The following is a 19427-nucleotide window of genomic DNA, read 5'->3' on the forward strand; positions in this document are numbered from 1 at the left end:
ATAATTTTGTTAGAATTCATTCTCGGTTTGGTGGACCGCCTGGTGATGTGACTGAATGGCTTCAGGAGGTGATACCCCAGTTATCCTGACAGTATCTCTCCCACCAGCCATAATGATTATCATAACAAAACCCCCAGGATTAGGAGTGTTGCGGCCCTTGTTATCTCCCCCACAGCTCCTATGCAATCCCCATTGAGCCCTCCAAAGTTGTCCAAGCTCATCTTTATTGCATAAATTCCCCCCACCAAGCCCAAGAGGGCAAATGCTGATTGTGGATCATACAGCAAAACTGGGATTAGGAGGAAAACATAGAGAACCCCTCCTAGGAAGACCCTTTTTGTTGTCAACTTATCCATAAAGTACTTTCCCAATCCTTCTCCAAGAGGCTTCTTAGTTGCTAAGGCTAAGAGCATGGCCATCTTAGAATTTAACTCAGCAAGATAAATGGAGTAAAATGGCGCAGAGAAGAGAGAGTAAACCTGAATCAAGAGGATCATCACAACTGCAAAAGTTCCAGCAATACCAGTATTGACGTCTTTCATAGCCCTAACCTTTTTCTCCCTATCCCCCTTAACCATAATCCCATCAGCCCAATCAGCAAGCCCATCTAAATGAAGTAGACCAATGACCCAATAAAGGGAGAGAATCGAGAGAACATTTTTCAGAGGAATGTTAAGATAAAGGATCAACGACGGAATAAAAGCTGTGAGGGGTGTTAACAAGGGAAGCATCCAGACCTCTTCTCTAGCCTTCTCGAAATCACCTTTAATCGGAACCCTCGTCATAAATTGTATTAAATTCTTCATGATTAGGGATATGCCTGAAGAGTTTAAATATCCAACCCAAATTTATTTCAACTTCTCTGCTGAGTATTTCCACGACATCAGGAGGCAGAGCTTCCTCCTTCAAAGCCTTCTTAAAGGCTCTTTTCCCCCTATTGTAGTGCCTAATAATACCTGCTATATAGAATAAAACCCTAGGCACATAAAGAAGAAAGCGGAAGAGAGAAACAATTAGAGCCTTCATTCTCTTCCCTCTTCCTCCTTCTCAATCTCTATTTTCGGCCCTCCAAAAGGAATATTTCCCTTCATGCTTACTACTTTTGTCAGGCTTTCCATTAGGGACTTAAAGAGGTTTATACTCGCCATGTACTCCTTTGTTAACTCAAGAGCTGCCTCCTTGTCCATCCCTGCCTCCACTAAATCTTTGTAGAACTGAGCGACACTCTTTCCAAGTGCTGCCATTCGTTCTGGATTGTAGAGTTCAGATATCAACTCTTTTATTGGTCCCAAGACATCTTCAATCATTGGGCCAAGCTTATCCATCAACATTGCAACCTCATCCAAAGCCTTGTCTCCTTCAATGGCCTCTATTAAGCTTTTCAGACTTTTAACTTTCCTTTCCAGCACTTCTACCTCTTCTGGTGTCTTTGCTTTCTTTATTTCTTCAGATATCTCCTCAATAAGTTTTTCAATCTTCTCAACTTCTACCATATCAACCACCTCAATACTAATTAGTGTGCTCACACCTAATTTCAATTCTGATCAAATTAGAGCAGATTTATGGGAATGCCAATTAAATCTAACCACTTCTTCACAACTTCACGTGAAAGAGTATATACACTCCCCCTCTCACCTGGGACCTCTTTAACAACTCCCAACTTTTCTAACTCCTTCAGCTTTTTCCTAACAGTGTTGCGAGAAGCTTTGCCTCTTCTCCCCTTTAGCTCTCTAGCTATTTGACTAACGTTAGCGCGCCTAAGGTCAAAAAGTATCTTCACTATATCTCTAGCAATAGGGTCATGCTTTATCTCAGGAATAACAACATCTATTCCCAAATCCCCATATTCGGCGTAAACGTTTAGAAGCCTTATGTAAGCTTGAGCCAACTGTGAAACTACCTCAAAACTCTTCTTCAGGTATTCAAGAGTTTCCTTAAGTTCTCTGAGCTCTTTCTTAAGATCATTAGGCATGGTAAAATCTAGGGTTTCAATAGTTTTTTAGAGTTGTGGTCAGCAGTGATCACAAATTTATATTTCCTACAAACAAACCTAGAAGAAGAGTGGAGAGCAGGAATAGTGTGAAGATGACATTCTTCTATAGAGTCTACCTCTCCTCTATTATCTAATGTTCTTAATACTTGCAAAAGTTCCAAAAAAGTAAAAGGAGCGGTATTAGGAGCATATATATAATTACAATGTCTCTTTTACCGATGCTACTTTCTTTCAATTCTTTTGCTTTCAATTCTTTTGTAGTCTTATTGTAACATTTTATCACCACAAGACACAGGAGCAAAAACAAACTTTCAATTCTTTTGTAGTCTTATTGGAACAAAAGCGTATAGGAAAATTCGATTCTCGGATTGATTCTTTCAATTCTTTTGCAGTCTTATTGGAACATGGGTGCAGTGGTGCATGAAAACAGTAGCGATACTCTTTCAATTCTTTTGTAGTCTTATTGGAACTCGGCTGGAGCTGTTCAGTAATGAAATACTATGTAGATCCTTTCAATTCTTTTGTAGTCTTATTGGAACGAACCAGAATCGGCACCGTAAAGCCGTGCGTTTTGATAGCTTTCAATTCTTTTGTAGTCTTATTGGAACAACAAAAAATTCCGCGTAGTGGGGCCTTCTGGGGCAACTTTCAATTCTTTTGTAGTCTTATTGGAACCTGCAGAACAGTATGAAGAGAGCGTTGAACAACCAGCTTTCAATTCTTTTGTAGTCTTATTGGAACGCTGGAAATTTTAGAGCTAAAGAGACAAGAATTATTACTTTCAATTCTTTTGTAGTCTTATTGGAACAAGTTGTGTTTGTAGAGTGGCCTACAGAGGTCCATGAAGAGCTTTCAATTCTTTTGTAGTCTTATTGGAACTGGGACGGAAATGCCGCCACAATCCTAAACGACGCCTCCTTTCAATTCTTTTGTAGTCTTATTGGAACCTCAAATGGCAATAAATTACCTTATTGGATTGAGTCACTTTCAATTCTTTTGTAGTCTTATTGGAACGAGGCACCCAATAGCAGTTGGTGGTGTCATTGGTGCTCTTTCAATTCTTTTGTAGTCTTATTGGAACCACTTGGAGTACTTGCTCGGCCTCCGCGAGCTGAAGTCTTTCAATTCTTTTGTAGTCTTATTGGAACCCACTATTGGCGCTATCACGTCGTTGAACCAGCCCACCTTTCAATTCTTTTGTAGTCTTATTGGAACTTCCATGTTATCGTAATATGCCAATCCTGCTTGTGCTAACTTTCAATTCTTTTGTAGTCTTATTGGAACGAGAGTTGGAACAGAAGTTTATTACATATTCTACGACTTTCAATTCTTTTGTAGTCTTATTGGAACACTACGTTCTCAACACAGTTCGCAATAAACGTCCAACTATTCTTTCAATTCTTTTGTAGTCTTATTGGAACTCACCATATTAATCAACCCAGCCTTCGCCATACCATACTTTCAATTCTTTTGTAGTCTTATTGGAACCTGAATCGCCCACCTTTTTGAGATTTTCAACTATCCAATCTTTCAATTCTTTTGTAGTCTTATTGGAACAGACCCGGGGGAAAAGACTGTAAAATTTTGAGTATCCTTTCAATTCTTTTGTAGTCTTATTGGAACTTATAAGCCTCTCAGCTAACCCAGTCATCGACGGTATACTTTCAATTCTTTTGTAGTCTTATTGGAACACTGAAATAAAGATGAGCAAGGACACCACCACCTTCACTTTCAATTCTTTTGTAGTCTTATTGGAACGGAGCAGGTACAGGATTGTCATAGAAAAGAACAGGGAGCTTTCAATTCTTTTGTAGTCTTATTGGAACGCCTTGATGTAGATCTCTGTACCTTTCGGGACCTGTCTTTCAATTCTTTTGTAGTCTTATTGGAACTAATGTTCTGAGGGAGGCCGTCAAGGAAGTCATCGAGCTTTCAATTCTTTTGTAGTCTTATTGGAACGAACACTTTCAACTTTTACAGACAACGGAATAATAACCTTTCAATTCTTTTGTAGTCTTATTGGAACAGGGGGCTTTTTTGCCCCAATTCCCCATTGGGGTAATTACATCACTCGAATTTATAAGCCTTACGGGGCATCCACCTTCCCCCACAACCCCCCATTTATAAACAAAACAAACCATTATAACCCTTTAAACCAAAAACAAACCAAAAAACTAGCTGATTATAAATACCCCTTACCAAACCCTATCCAACAAGCAAGCTTCAATGATTGAATTGAGCTAATTCCTGCCTTTTTACAAGAATCCAACAAAAAACCTCAAGCCAATTCAAAAAACAACACTTCAAAATCTTTTTAAAAACTCATCGAAAAACTTTCGTTACAATTTAACAATAAGATTGTAACACAAAGCAAATAATAACTTTAAGTTACTAAATTAAACCCTAACTCCCCAAAAACCCCCAATTCAAAAATTACGCCCTTAGAAACCTAAAAATCCAAAAAGAAACCCAAAAACCGTGTACCGAAAATTTTTGCGCAAACTTTTATAACTTGCGGATAAAATATCCAACTATGGACATGACCCTTCCAATAGCCCTCTTAATCGACCTAATGTTTGGAGAGCCTCCAGCCATAATCCACCCAGTTGTGGGATTCGGTAAAGTTATAGAGTTCTTCGATAATAAATATAGAAGAAGATCCCCTTATCTTGATTTTCTGGTTGGGGCTATTTCTTCTTTAGTTGTTATCGGATTGGCCTTTATCCTCTCCCACCTTCCCAACTTTCTTCCAAATCCTTTCAACTTAATTCTCTCAATATACCTCCTAAAGTCTTCCTTTGCAATAAGAAGCCTCCACGACCACGTAAAAAGAACAATAACTCCCGATCTAGAAGAGAAAAGAAGAGCGGTTTCAATGATAGTGAGCAGAGATACAAAGTCTCTTGACGAGCCTCACTTGAATTCTGCAGCAATAGAGAGCTTATCAGAGAACATAAACGATTCGGTGATAGCTCCTCTCTTCTACTACCTAATCTTTGGCCTCCCTGGGGCCGTTGTGTATAGGGCCGTAAACACGTTGGATGCCATGATAGGGTATAGGAACGAGAAGTACGAGTACTTTGGAAAGTTCGCGGCTAGGCTCGATGATCTCCTGAACTTCGTTCCAGCCCGAATAACGGTGCTTCTCTTCCTCTCCCTGGGTGGAAGAAAAGTTATCAGATACTATAGGATGGCAAAGTACAAGATAAATTCTGATAAACCAATAGCAGCCATGAGCGCCGTGCTCGGAGTTTGGCTCGAAAAGCCCAACTATTATAAGTTCCCTGGGAGAAGGCCAGAAAACGAAGACATAAAGAGGGCTCTAAAGGTGTACTGGATTATTGTGGTGGAATTCCTCCTGATTGTGGCCATCATACTTTATGGAGGGTAGAAAATGAGGGAAAGAGGAGTAGCCTTTTTCTCAGGTGGAAAAGATGGGCTCTACGCTTTATATCTTGCAGAGAAGGAAGGAATTGAAGTTCCCTATTTACTCACTCTCAAGACTAGCATAGGCCTCTCTCCCCACTGGGAGAACTTAAGCAGTTTAAAGGCTCTTGCGGAGAACATGGGGAAGAAACTCCTAACTTTTGACATGAAATATGGAAGCAAAGCTCTGGCAGAGTTTATAAGTTCTCTTGACGTTGATTATATAATAGCTGGAGATGTGTTTCTGGAAGATCATCTAAAGTGGATAAACCTCCTCGCTGAAAAAGCTGGGATAAAGAGTTTTGAGCCTCTCTGGGGTAAAAATACGCTTGAGCTCGCCAAGGAAATGCTAAATGCTGGGTTTAAATATTCTATTATTGCCGTGGACAAGAATAAGCTGGAAAAGACGTGGTTGGGTTACACTTTTTCCTCAACGAGGGATATTGAAATTTTTATTTATGAAAACCCCACAATTGATCCACTAGGAGAAGGGGGAGAGTTCCACACTATAACACTTTCAAGTCCTCTCTTTAAGGATGAGTTCACTTTGGAAAAAATCTCCGTAGAAGAGAGTGAAAGGTACTGGTGGATGAGGTTTAGGGTGGTGGGGAATGATATTAAAAATGTTAGAGTCAAGGGGCATAACTCTCGAAAGGATGGTTGAGACGGCCCTAGAGCTTTACATTGGGGAGAAGAGGGATGCCATAAAAGAAAAGGTAAGGGAATTGATGCTCCACTATCTAGAGGATATCAACGTTCAAGCTCTTCTAATGGCCGCATTAATGCTGGAGGAGAAGTTCAACGTTGAAGGAGATCCAGTGAACCTAGTTGCAGATGAGCTAATTGGGATTGATATAGCTGAATACATAGGAGGAAAAATGGCTCTCTTCAATTTCTTCTACTATGACACGAAGAAGCCTGGGATATTAAGGGAACTGCCTCCATTTCTGGACGATGCAATTGGAGGATTTATAGCTGGATGCATGACATTGCTTTTCCATATTCCGCAGAAAAATAGCAATGGTGGGAATCTATGATTAACCAAATAAACTTCAAAACCTCTCATGGAGGAAGCAGAGAAGAAGGCTACATAGACTTCTCGGCCTCTGTAAATCCTTATCCACCAGAATGGACTGATGAAATGTTTGAGAGGGCTAAAAAGATAAGCACCTTCTATCCTTACTATGAAAAGCTTGAGGAAGAACTCTCAGATCTAATTGGGGAGCCAATAACTATAACTGCAGGAATAACAGAGGCACTTTACCTGCTTGGAGTTTGGATGAGGGGTCGGAAAGTAATAATCCCGAAGCACACCTATGGGGAATACGAGAGGATCTCACGCATGTTCGGAGGTAGGGTGATCAAAGGTCCCAATGACCCAGGAAAGTTAGCAGAATTTGTTGAAAGAAATTCATTCGTGTTCTTCTGCAATCCAAACAATCCAGATGGAAAGTTCTACCGAGAAAAAGAGATGAAACCTCTTTTAGATGCCATTCAAGACACTAACTCAATTTTGATCTTGGATGAAGCCTTCATAGACTTTGTTAAGAAACCAGAAAGCCCAGAGGGAGAGAACATAATCAGGCTAAGGACTTTTACCAAAAGCTACGGGCTCCCAGGGGTAAGGGTTGGATATGTTATTGGATTTGTCGATGCTTTCAGGAGCGTTAGAATGCCATGGTCAATTGGCTCTACTGGGGTGGCCTTCTTAGAGTTCTTACTCAAAGATAACTTCAAACACTTAAGAAAAACCCTCCCCCTAATATGGAAAGAAAAGGAGAGGATTGAGAAAGAATTGAAAGTTAAAAGCGATGCAAATTTCTTCATTATGAAGGTCAGAGAAGGAATAATTGAAAAGCTAAAAGAGAATGGCATCCTTGTAAGGGATTGCAAGAGCTTTGGACTCCCTGGGTACATAAGGTTTTCAGTTAGAAGGAGAGAAGAGAATGACAAACTCATAAACATCCTTAGAAAAACACTTAATACTTAAACCCTACTCCTTACCATGCCAAAGCCCAAAGAATACGTGCTGAAAAAGTCTGAGGAAATTGAAGGGACCAAAGTTGAAGGGCCGTGGCTTGATGACACCAAAAGCTTAGAGGAAGTAGTAAGCCTTTACACTCAAATAGGCTTTCAAGCAACTCACCTTGGAAAGGCCATAGAAATCTGGAGAAAAATAGAAGAAAAAAGGGAGAAAGGGGAGGAAATAAGAGTATTCCTCGGATACACATCAAACATAGTCTCCTCGGGATTGAGGGAGATAATAGCGTGGCTCGTGAAACATAGGAAGGTTGATGTAATTGTAACAACGGCTGGAGGCGTTGAAGAAGACTTCATAAAAGCCCTAAAACCCTTCATCCTGGGAGATTGGATCGTCAATGATGCCGAGTTGAGAAAGAAGGGGATAAACAGGATAGGAAACATATTCGTCCCAAACGATAGGTATATAGAGTTCGAGAAGTACATGATCCCCTTCTTTGAGAGAATACTTGAGATAGAAAGGGAAAAGGGAAGACCTCTAACTGCCAGTGAGTTCATATACGAACTTGGAAGGTTTATGGATGAAAAGCTGGGCAAGGAAAAGGAAAAAAGTATCATCTACTGGGCTTACAGGAATGAAATTCCAATATTTTGCCCCGCAATAACAGATGGCTCAATTGGAGATATGCTGTATTTCTTCAAAGAAGAGAGAAGGGATAGGGAACTAATAATAGATATAGCAAATGACATAGTTAAGTTGAACAACTTGGCAGTGACTGCTAAGGAGACTGCCTCAATAATTCTCGGAGGTTCACTTCCAAAGCATGCAATAATAAATGCAAACCTCTTTAGGGGAGGATCAGACTACGCAATCTATATCACCACGGCAGTCCCCTGGGACGGTTCCTTAAGCGGAGCACCACCAAGTGAGGGAGTAAGCTGGGGGAAGATCAGGGCAAAAGCAGATTACGTGGAGATTTGGGCCGACGCTACTCTAGTTTTCCCAATACTGGTGTGGATGGTCATGAAGAGATGACCAAGGGATTATAAAGCAATCAAAAAAGCTCAAAGTGTTATGAAAATTTATTACCTTGGACCAGAAGGAAGCTATACAGAAAAAGCTGCGCTGAAGTTTGCAGAACTTACGAATCTAAAGATTACCCCAGCAGAGTCAATATACTCGGTTTTTAGAGAGGTCGAGAGAGGGAACTATGGAGTAGTCCCAACGGAAAACTCAATAGAGGGTTCAGTAACACTTACCTTAGACCTTTTGTTAAGATTTCCAGTCAAAATATTTGGAGAAACTAGCCTAGAGATCAAACACGCTCTTTTAGGTTATGATCTCTCCAAGATAAGAGTTGTACTTTCCCATCCTCAAGCCTTAGCCCAATGCAGGGAGTTCATTCAAAGGATGAGGTGGGGGGTTAGAGAAACCAACAGCACGGCAGAAGCGGTAAAGATAGTTGCAGAAAGTAATGATCCCACCCTAGCTGCAATAGGTTCAAGGGAAGCAGCAGAGATATATGGTCTAAAGGTTCTAGCAGAGGATATTCAAGATTATCCAAACAATAAGACACGATTTATACTTATTGGACGGGAAGATATGGAAAATCCATTGGGAGACAAAACACCTCAAAAAGGTGCAATATTCTTAGAGCTAGAAAATGTCCCAGGAGCACTGTATAGAGCCCTAGGAGTTTTTGCAAAAAGAGGAGTCAACTTAACGAGGATAGAATCCAGACCATCCCTCAAAGATCTGGGCTACTACATATTTTACATTGACTATGAATACACACAAGAAGAGGATGAAATACTTGAGGAATTGAAGCAAGTTTCCAAGTTCCTCAAGCACTTGGGAAAGTACTACGTAGTCTAAAGCAAACTTTTTAAATTTGAAAAGCATCTATAAGCTTTGGTGGTGTATATCGTCCTCCATAAAAGAACTCCCTTCTACCTTTAAAAACACCACCGAGTTAGTTATTACTTCTTGTATAAACTTTCTCTCCACTTTAAAAACCACATGGGGGTTAGGCAATGCTACCTAAAAACTACGACCCGAACGAGATTGAACCCAAGTGGCAGAAGTATTGGCTCGAAGAAAAGATATACAAGTACAAGCTCGAACCCGACAAGCCCAGCTATGCAATAGACACTCCTCCACCATTCACAAGTGGAACTCTCCACCTGGGACACGTTCTAAGCCACACTTGGATTGACATAATAGCAAGGTACAAGAGAATGAGGGGATACAACGTCCTCTTCCCACAAGGATTCGACAACCATGGACTACCAACAGAGCTTAAGGTCGAGAAAGAGTTCGGTATTTCAAAAGACCAGCCAGAGGAATTTCTTAAGAAGTGTATAGAGTGGACATGGCAGGCAATAGAAAAGATGAGGGCACAGTTCATTAGAATAGGCTATTCAGCAGACTGGGATCTCGAGTACCATACCATGGACGACTGGTACAAGGCCGCAGTGCAGAAGTCTCTCCTGGAGTTCTACAAGAAGGGATTGATATACAGGGAAGAGCACCCCGTTTACTGGTGTCCCAGGTGTAGGACGAGCTTAGCTAAGGCCGAAGTAGGTTACGTTGAGGAGGAGGGCTACCTCTATTACATAAAGCTCCCCCTTGCAGACGGTTCCGGTTACATTCCAATAGCCACGACAAGGCCAGAGCTAATGCCCGCATGTGTGGCAGTATTCGTTCATCCTGAGGATGAGAGGTACAAACACCTTGTAGGAAAGAAGGTTAAGCTCCCCATATATGAGAGGGAAGTTCCAATATTGGCTGATGAAGATGTCGATCCCAACTTTGGAACTGGAGCAGTTTACAACTGTACCTACGGTGACGAACAGGACATCGTGTGGCAGAAGCGCTACAACCTGCCCGTGATTATAGCGATAAATGAAGATGGAACGATGAACGAAAATGCTGGACCATATGCAGGGCTTAAGGTAGAAGAGGCTAGGAGGAGAATCGCTGAAGATCTTGAAAAGATGGGGTTGCTCTATAAGAAAGAGAAGATCAAGCACAGAGTGCTAAGGCACACCGAGAGAAGTTCGTGTATGGCTCCAATTGAGTTATTGCCTAAGAAGCAGTGGTTCATTAAGGTGAGAGAGTTTACCGATGACATTGTAAAGGTGGCCAGGGAGATAAACTGGTATCCAGAGGACATGTTCCTCAGACTAAAGGACTGGGCCGAGAGCATGGACTGGGACTGGGTAATCAGCAGGCAGAGAGTGTTTGGAACACCAATACCATTCTGGGTTTGTAAGAATGGGCACATAATTCCAGCCAGAGAAGAGGATCTTCCAGTAGATCCCAGGTTTGATAAGCCTCCCGTGGATAAGTGCCCAGTTTGTGGGGCTGAAATCGAGCCAGTGACGGATGTCCTCGACTGTTGGGTGGACTCAAGCATAACCCCACTAATAATCACCAAGTGGCACGAGGCAACAAAAGGCGATGAAGATGCAAAGAAATGGTTCGAGCACAACTTCCCAACTGCATTAAGACCGCAGGGAACTGATATAATAAGAACATGGGCATTCTACACGATATTCAGAACTTACATATTGACAGGAAAGAAGCCGTGGAATGACATAGTGATAAATGGTATGGTAGCAGGACCCGATGGAAGGAAGATGAGCAAGAGCTATGGTAACGTTGTCTCTCCAGAGGAAGTTATACCAAAGTACGGAGCCGATGCGCTTAGACTATGGACTGCATTAGCTCCTCCAGGAGAAGACCATCCATTCAAGTGGGAAACTGTAGATTACAACTTTAGATTCCTCCAAAAGCTCTGGAACATATACCGCTTTGCCGAGAGGCACATAAAGGACTTCGACTACGAAAAGTACAAGGATATTGAGCTTGAACCCCTTGACAAGTGGATACTCTCAAGGCTCCACAGGATAATTAAGTTCGCCACAGAAGAGCTTGAAAAATACAGATTTAACTTAATCACCAGGGAGCTAATGACATTCATCTGGCACGAAGTTGCAGATGACTACATAGAGATGATCAAGTATAGACTTTACGGAGAGGACGAGGAGAGCAAGCTTAAGGCAAAGGTAGCCCTGTATGAGTTACTCTACAATATAATGCTCCTCTTAGCACCATTCGTTCCCCACATAACTGAGGAACTCTACCACCACATATTCAAAGACAAGATCAGCGAAAAGAGCGTTCACCTACTTTCATGGCCCAAATATAGAGAGGACAGAATCAATGAAGAGGCAGAAAAGCTGGGAGAGTTAGCAAGGGAAGTTATAAGCGCAATGAGGAAATATAAGAACTCTCACGGAATGCCGCTGAATGCAAAGCTAGAGCATGTAGCAATTTACGCAACAGACAGCTATGAGATGCTAAGAGTTATAGAGAAGGACATAGCAGGAACAATGAACATAGAAAAGCTGGAAATAGTCAAGGGAGAACCACAGTTAGAGGAGAAAGTTGTTGAGGTAAAGCCCAACTACAAGAGAATTGGACCCAGGTATGGCAAGCTCGTTCCAAAGATCGTGAAGTACCTCCAAGAGAACGCGGAAGAGGTAGGAAGAATGATCAAGGAAGAAGGAAAGGTAGAGTTCGAAGTAGAGGGACAAAAAGTAGTGCTAGAAAAAGAAGATGTAGAGATAAAGAGGGCAGTATTCAGCGAGGGCGAAGAGGTTGAAACTGCCGTTGTTAGAGATGCAACAATTCTCTTCTTCTGAACCTTTATTTTTCTAATGCAAACGGGCTTATGTAATCACCATATTTTTCTCTGGCCTCCAAAATCCTCTTCCTTTCCTTTTCCAGCTCCTGGAACAGTTCTTCGGGAATATTGTCAATGGGCTCATATATCTTCCATATCCTGTCTATCTTAGCCAATAGCTCGGGAACTCTTATCTTGAACTGCTTTTCATAGTCCTCCCTTGAATAATCTTTGTTGAGAACCTGCCTAAACAGCACCTTTAAATCCTCGTACCTGGGTATATAACCTATAGGAGTTTCAATAGCCCCAACATCGTTGTGAACCCTCAGCTCCATCCACTTAAGCCACACAGCCTTGTCCAACTTTTCATTGAGCCATTGGCCATTCTCCCTTAGGAAGTAGTTCACTGCAAATATTTTTGGTGTCTTCTTGAGCTTCCTTCCAAACTCCAAATAGTTCCTCAAGTAATCTCCTATGTGAACGCTGAGGAAGTCGAGGATTGACATTGGGTTGAAAGCCCTTACACCTTCTTTACCCAGGGTTGCTGCGGTTGTTTCACTCTCCAGAGCTGCACCCATTGTTATAACCCCATGGTCCCAATTGAAAGATTCCCTCACCGGCGGCCATGTATCTGGATCCCTTCCACCAAATATCATCCCACCAACTTCAACTCCACATGGATTTTCCAATGCCTCCCTATCCAAGTTGGGGAAAGCCTCAAGCCTTACGGTAAAGCGAGCATTCTTGTGGCTTGGGGGTATTTCCTTACCTTCAGCGTCTCTCTTTCCTCTCCACCACTTTCCGCTGTGGTTCTCTCCCTCATCAGGAATCTCTATCCCCATGCCATTCCAGTACGGCTTCCCATCCTTAACGAGGACGTTAGAGAATATTATCTCAACTGGGGAGTGTAGAACTTGCCATATTATTGGATCATCCTTCTGGTTTATTCCCTCTATTATTCCGAATACCCCAATCTCAACGTTTACAGCCCTAGCAACTCCATCCAAGTTCTTTATGAATACTAGGTCATCGCCAACTATGTTCTCCCAGGGAATCATTGCCGTTGAGGTCTTTCCACACATGCTGGGATAGGCTCCAGTGAAGTAAGTTTTCCTTCCATTCGGGCCATTAACTCTCATGAGGAACATGTGCTCGCTTAGCCATCCCTCACGAACTGCCCTTTGGATGGTTAGCCTGAAGGCCAACTTTTTCAGACCGATAGTGTTTCCACCATATTGGGTGTTTGCTGAGTAAACAGTTTCATCAACTAAGTCTATGTAAATTCTCCTTTTGTCAAGATTTTTGCTCGTCTTTCTCTCATCCAGCTCACCGGCAGAGTGAACAAACTTTAAGAAGTTCCTAGTGGGACCAAGCCTCTTGAATTCCTCATATCCCTTCCTATAGAGGAGGAATTCAGAGTGCATGACGTATGCTGAATCGGTAAGCTGAACAGCTGGAATTGTAAAAACTGAGTTTTTGGGTCCTAGAACAAAGAACCCTATAAAGAGCTCCTTCCCTCTCATTATTCCCTTCATTATCTCCTTAATTTCTCTAAGTCCCTCTTCCCTGTCCATCGTGTTTAAGAAAGGCAAATTTATACCTTTTGGAACCAGAAGCTTTGTATTCTGCTTATCCCTGGCTTGATCATAATAGTTGTCATAGTGGACAGTGTGTCTGGGCGTTTCAAGCATTTTCTCTTCCCCATAATACAAGGCCTTCCATCTCACGTACTCTTCGTCGTATTCGCTATCCGTACAGACGTAAACTTTACTCGGCTCTAACCACTCTATCCACTCGGCCAAAAATGAGTGTAGATATGGGTTGCTAATTGCTTTAATTTTTTCAAACTGCTCTTTTTCAAGCAATTCTTCTAACTTTTTAAGAGCATCATTCATCATTCTTCTACACCTGTTTAAGTGTGTGCATTTTGACGTTATTAATTTTATTGACATAAAATACAAATCAAAACTTAGATTGTTGTCAAACATTCAAACCCTTTAATACACAAAATTGTTCCAAAAGGTTTAAATCTGATTATTAAAACTTTTGCTGGGGGAAGAACTGTGGTAACCAAAGAGGAAGTTTTGAAAATTATCAAGGAAAATACAGGGAAAGAAGACATAGTAGAAAGTTTAGAGATAGAAAATGATGTCGTGAAAATAAGGTTTAAAGAGAAAATTGACGATACGACTCTTTTGAAGATATATAATGAGCTTAGGGGATTAGAAGATGTTAAGCAAGTTGAAATCGGATTTGTGAGGGAAAGTAAAGACGAGAACGTTAAAGTTACTGAAGAAATGATTTTGGAAAAGCTGAAGGAAGTTATCGATCCAGAAATTGGGATGGACGCCGTGAACCTTGGATTAATTTATGAGCTAAGAGTTAACCCCGACAAAACCGTATACATAAAGATGACAATGACAACTCCCGGGTGTCCCCTAACTCTCTGGCTCCTTAGGGCGGTAGAGGAAAAAGTTCTTGAAATCCCAGGAGTAAAAGATGTTGAAGTTGAACTTACCTTTGATCCACCATGGACTCCAGATAGAATGAGCGAAGAAGCTAAGAAAAGGCTTGGAATGTTTTAGAGTTTTTCCTTAATTATAGCCTACACGGCAAAGTGAAAAATACTAGGCGTAAACTTTATAAATTGAATTATAAAAGTTAATAACGGGTCGTGCAGCGGGGTGGGGCAGCTAGGAGTGCCCGCCGGGCTCATAACCCGGAGGTCCGAGGTTCAAATCCTCGCCCCGCTACCATTCTACTTTTGGTTGTAATATTTTTACTCAATATGAAAGTAAAAATGATTTAAGAGCTCGCCACTTTCTATCAATAGTTAGTCCAATTTCCTCACCAAATGCCTTAACGCTCTCTCGTCTATATATCCTAAGCTCATAGAGATCTCCGTTATATTTGTATACTTTTCCTCTGATAATAACCTCGGAGTTCTTCTCGCGTTTAAGGAAAATTGTCGAGTGTATGTTAAAATTGTTCAGTAGGAGACGTCTACATATCTCCAATAGCTCTCTATCATAATTCCAGACACTAATGTATGCCATTCTAGGATCTTTTGGATCTACAAAAACATAGCCTTCACTATCAAAGAACCCCCTTATAAACTCCCTGGGAAACATTTTAGCAATCCTCAGGAGTTCTTCTTTTGGCTTACTCAAGAACATGTAGAGCTCTTTGCTTGTGGCCTCAACGCACCATCTACCTGTAGAGCCTTCAAAATAAATTCTAGGATTTGCCCCTATATCCTTAAGTGCATTTGCAAAAGCTTCAGCGAACTCCTTATCAACGACCTTGAGCCTGACCCTATACCTGTACTTCTCATCTGCATCTATGCTACCGTCCCCAAAGTAGACCCCTATTATATACGCCAGTTGAGGAGATGGCTCAAGGTTTACCCTTTTTATCCTATTTGCAGGATCGCTCGTCCCTTTGCACCATCTAATCACCGTTGCCTTGGAAATACTAACATGAAACTCCTGCCCAATTATCCCTGCTATCTTTGAGTAGCTAAGTCCTTCGTCTCTAAGCTCCGAGATTCTCTTCTTTATGTTCTCAACCTCATCTAGACTCAACTCCGAGATCCTTCTCATAAACTCACGATAGTTTTAATTATTTAAATAGCTTTTGGTAAATGAAAGCAAAATTTAAGCGTATTTAAATTTTTAAAATGATTGTACTTTCACTAAAAGTTCTTAGTGGAGTGAAGAAGGATAAGCCTCAAAAGGAGAAAGAAACCAAAGAATCACCTCTCCAAGGGATAGTTCGGAGCTTCGTTCGTGATTATAATGTCATGAGGATGACTCTCCCTTAAACCAGCCGAAGTTATTATCACGAATTCGCCTTTCTCCTTTAGCTCCTTGATGTTCCTGGCACCAACGTAGCCCATTCCTGCCTTTAACCCACCAACAAGCTGGTAGAGAACTTCACTGACGGTCCCCCTATAGGGGACTACTCCCTCAACCCCCTCGGGAACGAACTTCCTCGTCTTCATGTAGCCTCCCTGGTAGTACCTCTCGGCCCCTCCCTTCATCATAGCTCCCAGGGAACCCATTCCCCTGTACTGCTTGTACTTCCTTCCGTTTATTATCACCTCTTTTCCTGGGGCTTCCTTGGTTCCAGCTAGGAGGTTGCCAAGCATTACTGCATCTGCCCCAGCGGCGATTGCCTTCACTATGTCACCAGAATACTTTATCCCTCCATCGGCTATGACGTAAAGTCCATACTCTTGGGCTCTATCTGCAACCATTGCTATTGCGGTTATTTGAGGAACTCCAACTCCCGCAACTATTCTCGTCGTGCATATGCTTCCAGGACCTATGCCAACTTTAACTGCATCTGCAAACGTTAAGTCATCCACAGCCTTCGGATTTGCTATGTTTCCAACTATGAAATCGGCACTAACCTTTTGCCTCATTTCCTTCATCGCTTTTATTGCCTTTAAATTGTGGGCATGTGCAGTATCAACGACTATAACGTCAACTCCAGCCCTGTCAAGTTCAATTGCCCTTCTTAAATCAAAAGGACTAACCGCGGCCGCGACAAGTAGCTCCCCTTTCTCGTTTCTTACGGCATTCTTATACTTCTTTCTAGCCACGAGGTCGCTCATTGTTATTAGACCAACTAATTTCCCATCCTCATTCACTACTGGCAATCTATCTATTCTGTTCTCCATCATTATCTTCAGGGCCTCTTCAACATCAACGCTCTCTGGAACCGTTATCACTTCCCTTGTCATTAGTTCCTTGACGGTTCTTCCTTCTCTTGCCGCTATGTCCTTTTTCGTTATGATTCCAACGACTCTATCCTCTTCAACAACTGGCAAACCATCTATTCCATGCTTCTCCATTAAGAAGAGTGCATAGTCAATGGTTTCATCTGGAGCTATGGTTATAACGTCCTCGACTATAAACCTCTCCGCTCTCTTCACCCTTTTTACTTGTTCTACCTGCTCCTCTATGCTCATATTCCTATGAATTACTCCCAATCCTCCTTCTCTAGCCATTGCAACTGCCATTTCCCATTCTGTAACGGTGTCCATAGCTGCACTGAGAATTGGAATATTTAGCTTTACATTGGGTGTAATTTGGGTAGAAACGTCGACATCTTTTGGCTCAACTTCTGTTGGTTGGGGGATCAAGAGAACATCATCGAATGTATATCCTTTAATCGCATTCTCAAGCTTCTCTACGAACTTTCTCATCCTTTGTTCCTCCTTCACCCTTTTTCTTGAAATATTCAATGGATATAAAAACCTTTAGCAAAGATTTAAATATACATTTATACCCAATATTGAGTAAGAGGTGGCAAAAATGATTCACATAATAGAAGAATATTTTAGGCCATATCCAGCCCGTAAGAAGGTAGCTCAAATCCTTTGGGAGAGTGGAATGTCAGTAAAAGATGGCAAAATTTACGTTAAAGGAGTAGAAGTTCCAATAAGCGGGATTGCACAGGTGGCAGGAGTTAACAGGAAGATAGTGTACCACACGATAGAATATATAGAGTCCAAGCCTGCATTAAAGCTGTTATTTGAAAACCTCTCTCCAAAAACGAGCTTAATATCAATAGCCCCTCTTATGGGATGGGAGGTTTTAGAGCTGACTATTCAAAAGGGAAAGTATGAAAAAACCTTAGCGAAAGTTCTAGAAAGTTTAGCGGAGAGGGGGGTGAGAGTGATAGAGATTTTTGGTTCAAATCCTTATGAGGAGAAAAGCAAGGCATTTTTAGTTGTTGAAGGAATAATCCCATTTGAGGTCATATCCTATCTCCGAGAAGAAGGGAGCTTAGAGAGAATTGTAATCCACACACCTGAGAAAGAAAAGGAGAAAATGATTTGTCCCAAGTGTGAGATAAAATATTGTCCTAGGAAGATATTCATCTCTATCCAATGACTCTAAATCCTTTCTCCCCTTTAGGCTCTTCCCATGTAACCTCAACTCGGGTTACTCTAGCTAGAGGAGGCCCTTGATGAGCCCATCCAATTAAGGCCTCAACCCTCTCTTCTTCTCCTTCCAAAACAGCCTCAACACTTCCATCGGGGAGATTTCTTACCCAACCGTTGACTCCCAATTTTTTAGCTTCCCTCTGCATACTCCACCTAAACCCAACACCCTGAACCCTTCCATATATCCTTAGATGAGCCCTAACTATTCCCATAGCTCCTCCCATAATAAATTTTATGGGAAGAATTTAACCTTTGAGGTTTAAAAGCTCCACACTGTCACCTTCAATTACTGCATAGTATCCCCTAGCAAGAGGCCCTGGGTTTATAGCTATTGTATTTCCTATCCTCTCTATTCCTCTCCCCTCATGAATGTGCCCACAGATGCAAAGCTTCGGTTGCTTCTCTTCTATGAACCTTCTTAGCCCTATACTTCCAGCATGAATTCCAGAATGCGTCTTGTCGAGCTTTGTACCATAAGGAGGAGCATGAGTCAAGACTATATCCCCATCACGATAATTTCTAGTAAGGGAGAGATATATAGTATCGTCGCTGAATTCCCATATGGTTGAAAATGGAGTTATATTCGAGCCACCAAACCCAACAATTCCTACTCCCTTTGCCTCTACCCTTTTTTCATGCACACTTATCCCTTTTTGCTCTAAAAAGTCTAGAACATCCCTACCATCACAGTTCCCCATAACAGCTAAGACTGGAATATTGAGCGCTAATATGGGAGATAATACTTCTTCAGCTTCTTTAGCACCACTAAAGTGAGTTATATCGCCTGCTATTAAAATCATATCAACATTCTCTCCTCTCAATACATTAACCAACTCTTCCACTTTTGATCTTCTACCATGGATATCAGTTATTGCCACTATCTTCATTCCAATCCCTCCCAAATCCTCTGCTTGAAGAAATAAAAATATTTATGAGTACTGAGGATGTATTTTTACTTGGTGGTTAAACATGCCCAATCCTGGTATACTGTTAGCAGGCCTTGGAATTATTGGAATAATAGTTCTGCTAATAGCCCTGTTTATAGCGGGGTTATTTCTCTATTTAGGAGCTAAACTCGTGGGAATAAGAGAAGCAACGCTAGGTAAGGCAGTAGTAGCAATCCTTGGAGGAGGGATTCTAGCGGTCATAGTGGCAGCAATAGTTGGAGCAATCCCAGTATTGGGTGTATTAGCCCCGATATTTGGATTCATAACCTATCTCTGGGTCATTAAGGCGGTATTTAATACAGGGTGGCTAAGAGCATTTCTTGCATTGGTTCTTGCAGTAATAATTGAAATTATAGTGACCCTAGTTCCCACCATCTGTGAAGTTGTATAATCTGTCCAGATTCACGGCCAGAATCGCCCCTAAAATCCTGACA

The 19427-nt window shown here is 41.6% G+C and carries 19 protein-coding genes, 1 tRNA gene, 1 pseudogene and 1 CRISPR repeat array; of the genes and pseudogenes, 12 read left to right on the plus strand and 9 right to left on the minus strand.

The window, feature by feature from the left end; translation table 11 throughout:
- Positions 1-89: pseudogene (locus tag PWP39_RS06990) on the plus strand (IS6 family transposase); the annotation flags it as partial.
- Positions 90-119: 30 nt separating this feature from the next.
- On the opposite strand, the gene cobS reads toward PWP39_RS06990, so the two are convergent.
- Genes cobS through PWP39_RS07010 form a run of 4 tightly spaced genes read right to left on the minus strand, consistent with a single transcriptional unit; the run spans position 120 to position 1972 of the window.
- Positions 120-806, minus strand: a complete 687-nt coding sequence (cobS, locus tag PWP39_RS06995) for an adenosylcobinamide-GDP ribazoletransferase (RefSeq protein WP_288073318.1) — start codon at positions 804-806, stop codon at positions 120-122.
- Positions 766-1026 carry a hypothetical protein gene (locus tag PWP39_RS07000; RefSeq protein ID WP_011011413.1) on the minus strand — a complete coding sequence of 87 codons (261 nt, stop codon included), beginning with the start codon at positions 1024-1026 and terminating at the stop codon, positions 766-768. Before PWP39_RS07000 ends, cobS begins: the two co-directional genes overlap by 41 nt.
- Positions 1023-1493 carry a DEAD/DEAH box helicase family protein gene (locus tag PWP39_RS07005; RefSeq protein WP_011011412.1) on the minus strand — a complete coding sequence of 157 codons (471 nt, stop codon included), beginning with the start codon at positions 1491-1493 and terminating at the stop codon, positions 1023-1025. The genes PWP39_RS07000 and PWP39_RS07005 overlap by 4 nt, the downstream gene beginning before the upstream one ends.
- A gap of 56 nt (positions 1494-1549) precedes the next feature.
- The gene (locus PWP39_RS07010; RefSeq protein WP_288073320.1) at positions 1550-1972 is read right to left on the minus strand and encodes a winged helix-turn-helix domain-containing protein; all 423 of its coding nucleotides are present in this window, start codon (positions 1970-1972) and stop codon (positions 1550-1552) included.
- 264 nt (positions 1973-2236) lie between these two features.
- A CRISPR array of direct repeats spans positions 2237-4019; the repeat unit is 30 nt; unit sequence CTTTCAATTCTTTTGTAGTCTTATTGGAAC.
- A 507-nt stretch (positions 4020-4526) separates the two neighbouring features.
- Here PWP39_RS07010 and cbiB point away from each other — a divergent pair.
- The 7 genes from cbiB to PWP39_RS07045 all read left to right on the plus strand — a co-directional run bounded on the left by cbiB (position 4527) and on the right by PWP39_RS07045 (position 12109).
- A complete protein-coding gene (cbiB, locus tag PWP39_RS07015) occupies positions 4527-5384 on the plus strand; it encodes an adenosylcobinamide-phosphate synthase CbiB (protein ID WP_011011410.1) in 858 nt (285 codons plus the stop codon).
- Positions 5385-5387: 3 nt separating this feature from the next.
- On the plus strand, positions 5388-6083 hold the full coding sequence (locus PWP39_RS07020; protein ID WP_011011409.1) for a PAB0415 family putative ATP pyrophosphatase: 696 nt from the start codon (positions 5388-5390) through the stop codon (positions 6081-6083).
- A complete protein-coding gene (gene cobZ, locus PWP39_RS07025) occupies positions 6031-6456 on the plus strand; it encodes an alpha-ribazole phosphatase CobZ (protein WP_011011408.1) in 426 nt (141 codons plus the stop codon). The genes PWP39_RS07020 and cobZ overlap by 53 nt, the downstream gene beginning before the upstream one ends.
- Positions 6453-7409 (plus strand): aminotransferase class I/II-fold pyridoxal phosphate-dependent enzyme, encoded by a 957-nt coding sequence (locus PWP39_RS07030; RefSeq protein WP_011011407.1) that lies wholly within the window; start codon positions 6453-6455, stop codon positions 7407-7409. The genes cobZ and PWP39_RS07030 overlap by 4 nt, the downstream gene beginning before the upstream one ends.
- Before the next feature lie 15 nt (positions 7410-7424).
- Complete coding sequence (locus PWP39_RS07035) at positions 7425-8435, plus strand: deoxyhypusine synthase (RefSeq protein WP_014835103.1); 1011 nt, start codon at positions 7425-7427, stop codon at positions 8433-8435.
- Positions 8436-8474: 39 nt separating this feature from the next.
- On the plus strand, positions 8475-9275 hold the full coding sequence (gene pheA / locus PWP39_RS07040; protein WP_011011405.1) for a prephenate dehydratase: 801 nt from the start codon (positions 8475-8477) through the stop codon (positions 9273-9275).
- Between the two features lie 158 nt (positions 9276-9433).
- Positions 9434-12109: a valine--tRNA ligase gene (locus tag PWP39_RS07045; RefSeq protein WP_288073323.1), complete on the plus strand. Its 2676-nt coding sequence runs from the start codon at positions 9434-9436 to the stop codon at positions 12107-12109.
- Between the two features lie 4 nt (positions 12110-12113).
- On the opposite strand, the gene PWP39_RS07050 is transcribed toward PWP39_RS07045, so the two are convergent.
- Entirely contained in the window at positions 12114-13988 is a 1875-nt protein-coding gene (locus PWP39_RS07050; protein ID WP_288073325.1) for a phosphoenolpyruvate carboxykinase (GTP), read from the minus strand.
- 165 nt (positions 13989-14153) lie between these two features.
- On the opposite strand from PWP39_RS07050, the gene PWP39_RS07055 reads away from it, so the two are divergent.
- Complete coding sequence (locus tag PWP39_RS07055) at positions 14154-14675, plus strand: metal-sulfur cluster assembly factor (protein WP_288073327.1); 522 nt, start codon at positions 14154-14156, stop codon at positions 14673-14675.
- A gap of 93 nt (positions 14676-14768) precedes the next feature.
- Positions 14769-14846, plus strand: a tRNA-Met gene (locus tag PWP39_RS07060).
- A 27-nt stretch (positions 14847-14873) separates the two neighbouring features.
- On the opposite strand, the gene PWP39_RS07065 is transcribed toward PWP39_RS07060, so the two are convergent.
- Entirely contained in the window at positions 14874-15692 is an 819-nt protein-coding gene (locus PWP39_RS07065; protein ID WP_011011400.1) for an LAGLIDADG family homing endonuclease, read from the minus strand.
- Between the two features lie 152 nt (positions 15693-15844).
- The gene (gene guaB, locus PWP39_RS07070) at positions 15845-17302 is read right to left on the minus strand and encodes an IMP dehydrogenase (RefSeq protein WP_288073337.1); all 1458 of its coding nucleotides are present in this window, start codon (positions 17300-17302) and stop codon (positions 15845-15847) included.
- Between the two features lie 109 nt (positions 17303-17411).
- On the opposite strand from guaB, the gene PWP39_RS07075 reads away from it, so the two are divergent.
- Positions 17412-17993, plus strand: a complete 582-nt coding sequence (locus tag PWP39_RS07075) for a regulator of amino acid metabolism, contains ACT domain protein (RefSeq protein ID WP_288073329.1) — start codon at positions 17412-17414, stop codon at positions 17991-17993.
- Here the strand turns inward: PWP39_RS07075 and PWP39_RS07080 are convergent.
- Complete coding sequence (locus PWP39_RS07080; RefSeq protein ID WP_288073331.1) at positions 17983-18258, minus strand: acylphosphatase; 276 nt, start codon at positions 18256-18258, stop codon at positions 17983-17985. The genes PWP39_RS07075 and PWP39_RS07080 overlap by 11 nt on opposite strands.
- A 33-nt stretch (positions 18259-18291) precedes the next feature.
- Positions 18292-18933 (minus strand): metallophosphoesterase, encoded by a 642-nt coding sequence (locus tag PWP39_RS07085; protein ID WP_288073333.1) that lies wholly within the window; start codon positions 18931-18933, stop codon positions 18292-18294.
- Positions 18934-19015: 82 nt separating this feature from the next.
- Between PWP39_RS07085 and PWP39_RS07090 the strand changes: the two genes are divergently transcribed.
- Complete coding sequence (locus PWP39_RS07090; RefSeq protein WP_288073335.1) at positions 19016-19384, plus strand: hypothetical protein; 369 nt, start codon at positions 19016-19018, stop codon at positions 19382-19384.
- The last annotated feature ends 43 nt before the right edge of the window (positions 19385-19427 follow it).

Source organism: Pyrococcus sp. (assembly GCF_030153625.1).
GTDB classification, from domain to species: domain Archaea; phylum Methanobacteriota_B; class Thermococci; order Thermococcales; family Thermococcaceae; genus Pyrococcus; species Pyrococcus furiosus.

Bases quoted from the DNA above. Each gene is read 5' to 3' on its own strand.
- cobS (WP_288073318.1), bottom strand. From the start codon at position 806: ATGAAGAATTTAATACAATTTATGACGAGGGTTCCGATTAAAGGTGAT.
- PWP39_RS07000 (WP_011011413.1), bottom strand. From the start codon at position 1,026: ATGAAGGCTCTAATTGTTTCTCTCTTCCGCTTTCTTCTTTATGTGCCT.
- PWP39_RS07005 (WP_011011412.1), bottom strand. From the start codon at position 1,493: ATGGTAGAAGTTGAGAAGATTGAAAAACTTATTGAGGAGATATCTGAA.
- PWP39_RS07010 (WP_288073320.1), bottom strand. From the start codon at position 1,972: ATGCCTAATGATCTTAAGAAAGAGCTCAGAGAACTTAAGGAAACTCTT.
- cbiB (WP_011011410.1), top strand. From the start codon at position 4,527: ATGGACATGACCCTTCCAATAGCCCTCTTAATCGACCTAATGTTTGGA.
- PWP39_RS07020 (WP_011011409.1), top strand. From the start codon at position 5,388: ATGAGGGAAAGAGGAGTAGCCTTTTTCTCAGGTGGAAAAGATGGGCTC.
- cobZ (WP_011011408.1), top strand. From the start codon at position 6,031: ATGATATTAAAAATGTTAGAGTCAAGGGGCATAACTCTCGAAAGGATG.
- PWP39_RS07030 (WP_011011407.1), top strand. From the start codon at position 6,453: ATGATTAACCAAATAAACTTCAAAACCTCTCATGGAGGAAGCAGAGAA.
- PWP39_RS07035 (WP_014835103.1), top strand. From the start codon at position 7,425: ATGCCAAAGCCCAAAGAATACGTGCTGAAAAAGTCTGAGGAAATTGAA.
- pheA (WP_011011405.1), top strand. From the start codon at position 8,475: ATGAAAATTTATTACCTTGGACCAGAAGGAAGCTATACAGAAAAAGCT.
- PWP39_RS07045 (WP_288073323.1), top strand. From the start codon at position 9,434: ATGCTACCTAAAAACTACGACCCGAACGAGATTGAACCCAAGTGGCAG.
- PWP39_RS07050 (WP_288073325.1), bottom strand. From the start codon at position 13,988: ATGATGAATGATGCTCTTAAAAAGTTAGAAGAATTGCTTGAAAAAGAG.
- PWP39_RS07065 (WP_011011400.1), bottom strand. From the start codon at position 15,692: ATGAGAAGGATCTCGGAGTTGAGTCTAGATGAGGTTGAGAACATAAAG.
- guaB (WP_288073337.1), bottom strand. From the start codon at position 17,302: ATGAGAAAGTTCGTAGAGAAGCTTGAGAATGCGATTAAAGGATATACA.
- PWP39_RS07075 (WP_288073329.1), top strand. From the start codon at position 17,412: ATGATTCACATAATAGAAGAATATTTTAGGCCATATCCAGCCCGTAAG.
- PWP39_RS07080 (WP_288073331.1), bottom strand. From the start codon at position 18,258: ATGGGAATAGTTAGGGCTCATCTAAGGATATATGGAAGGGTTCAGGGT.
- PWP39_RS07085 (WP_288073333.1), bottom strand. From the start codon at position 18,933: ATGAAGATAGTGGCAATAACTGATATCCATGGTAGAAGATCAAAAGTG.
- PWP39_RS07090 (WP_288073335.1), top strand. From the start codon at position 19,016: ATGCCCAATCCTGGTATACTGTTAGCAGGCCTTGGAATTATTGGAATA.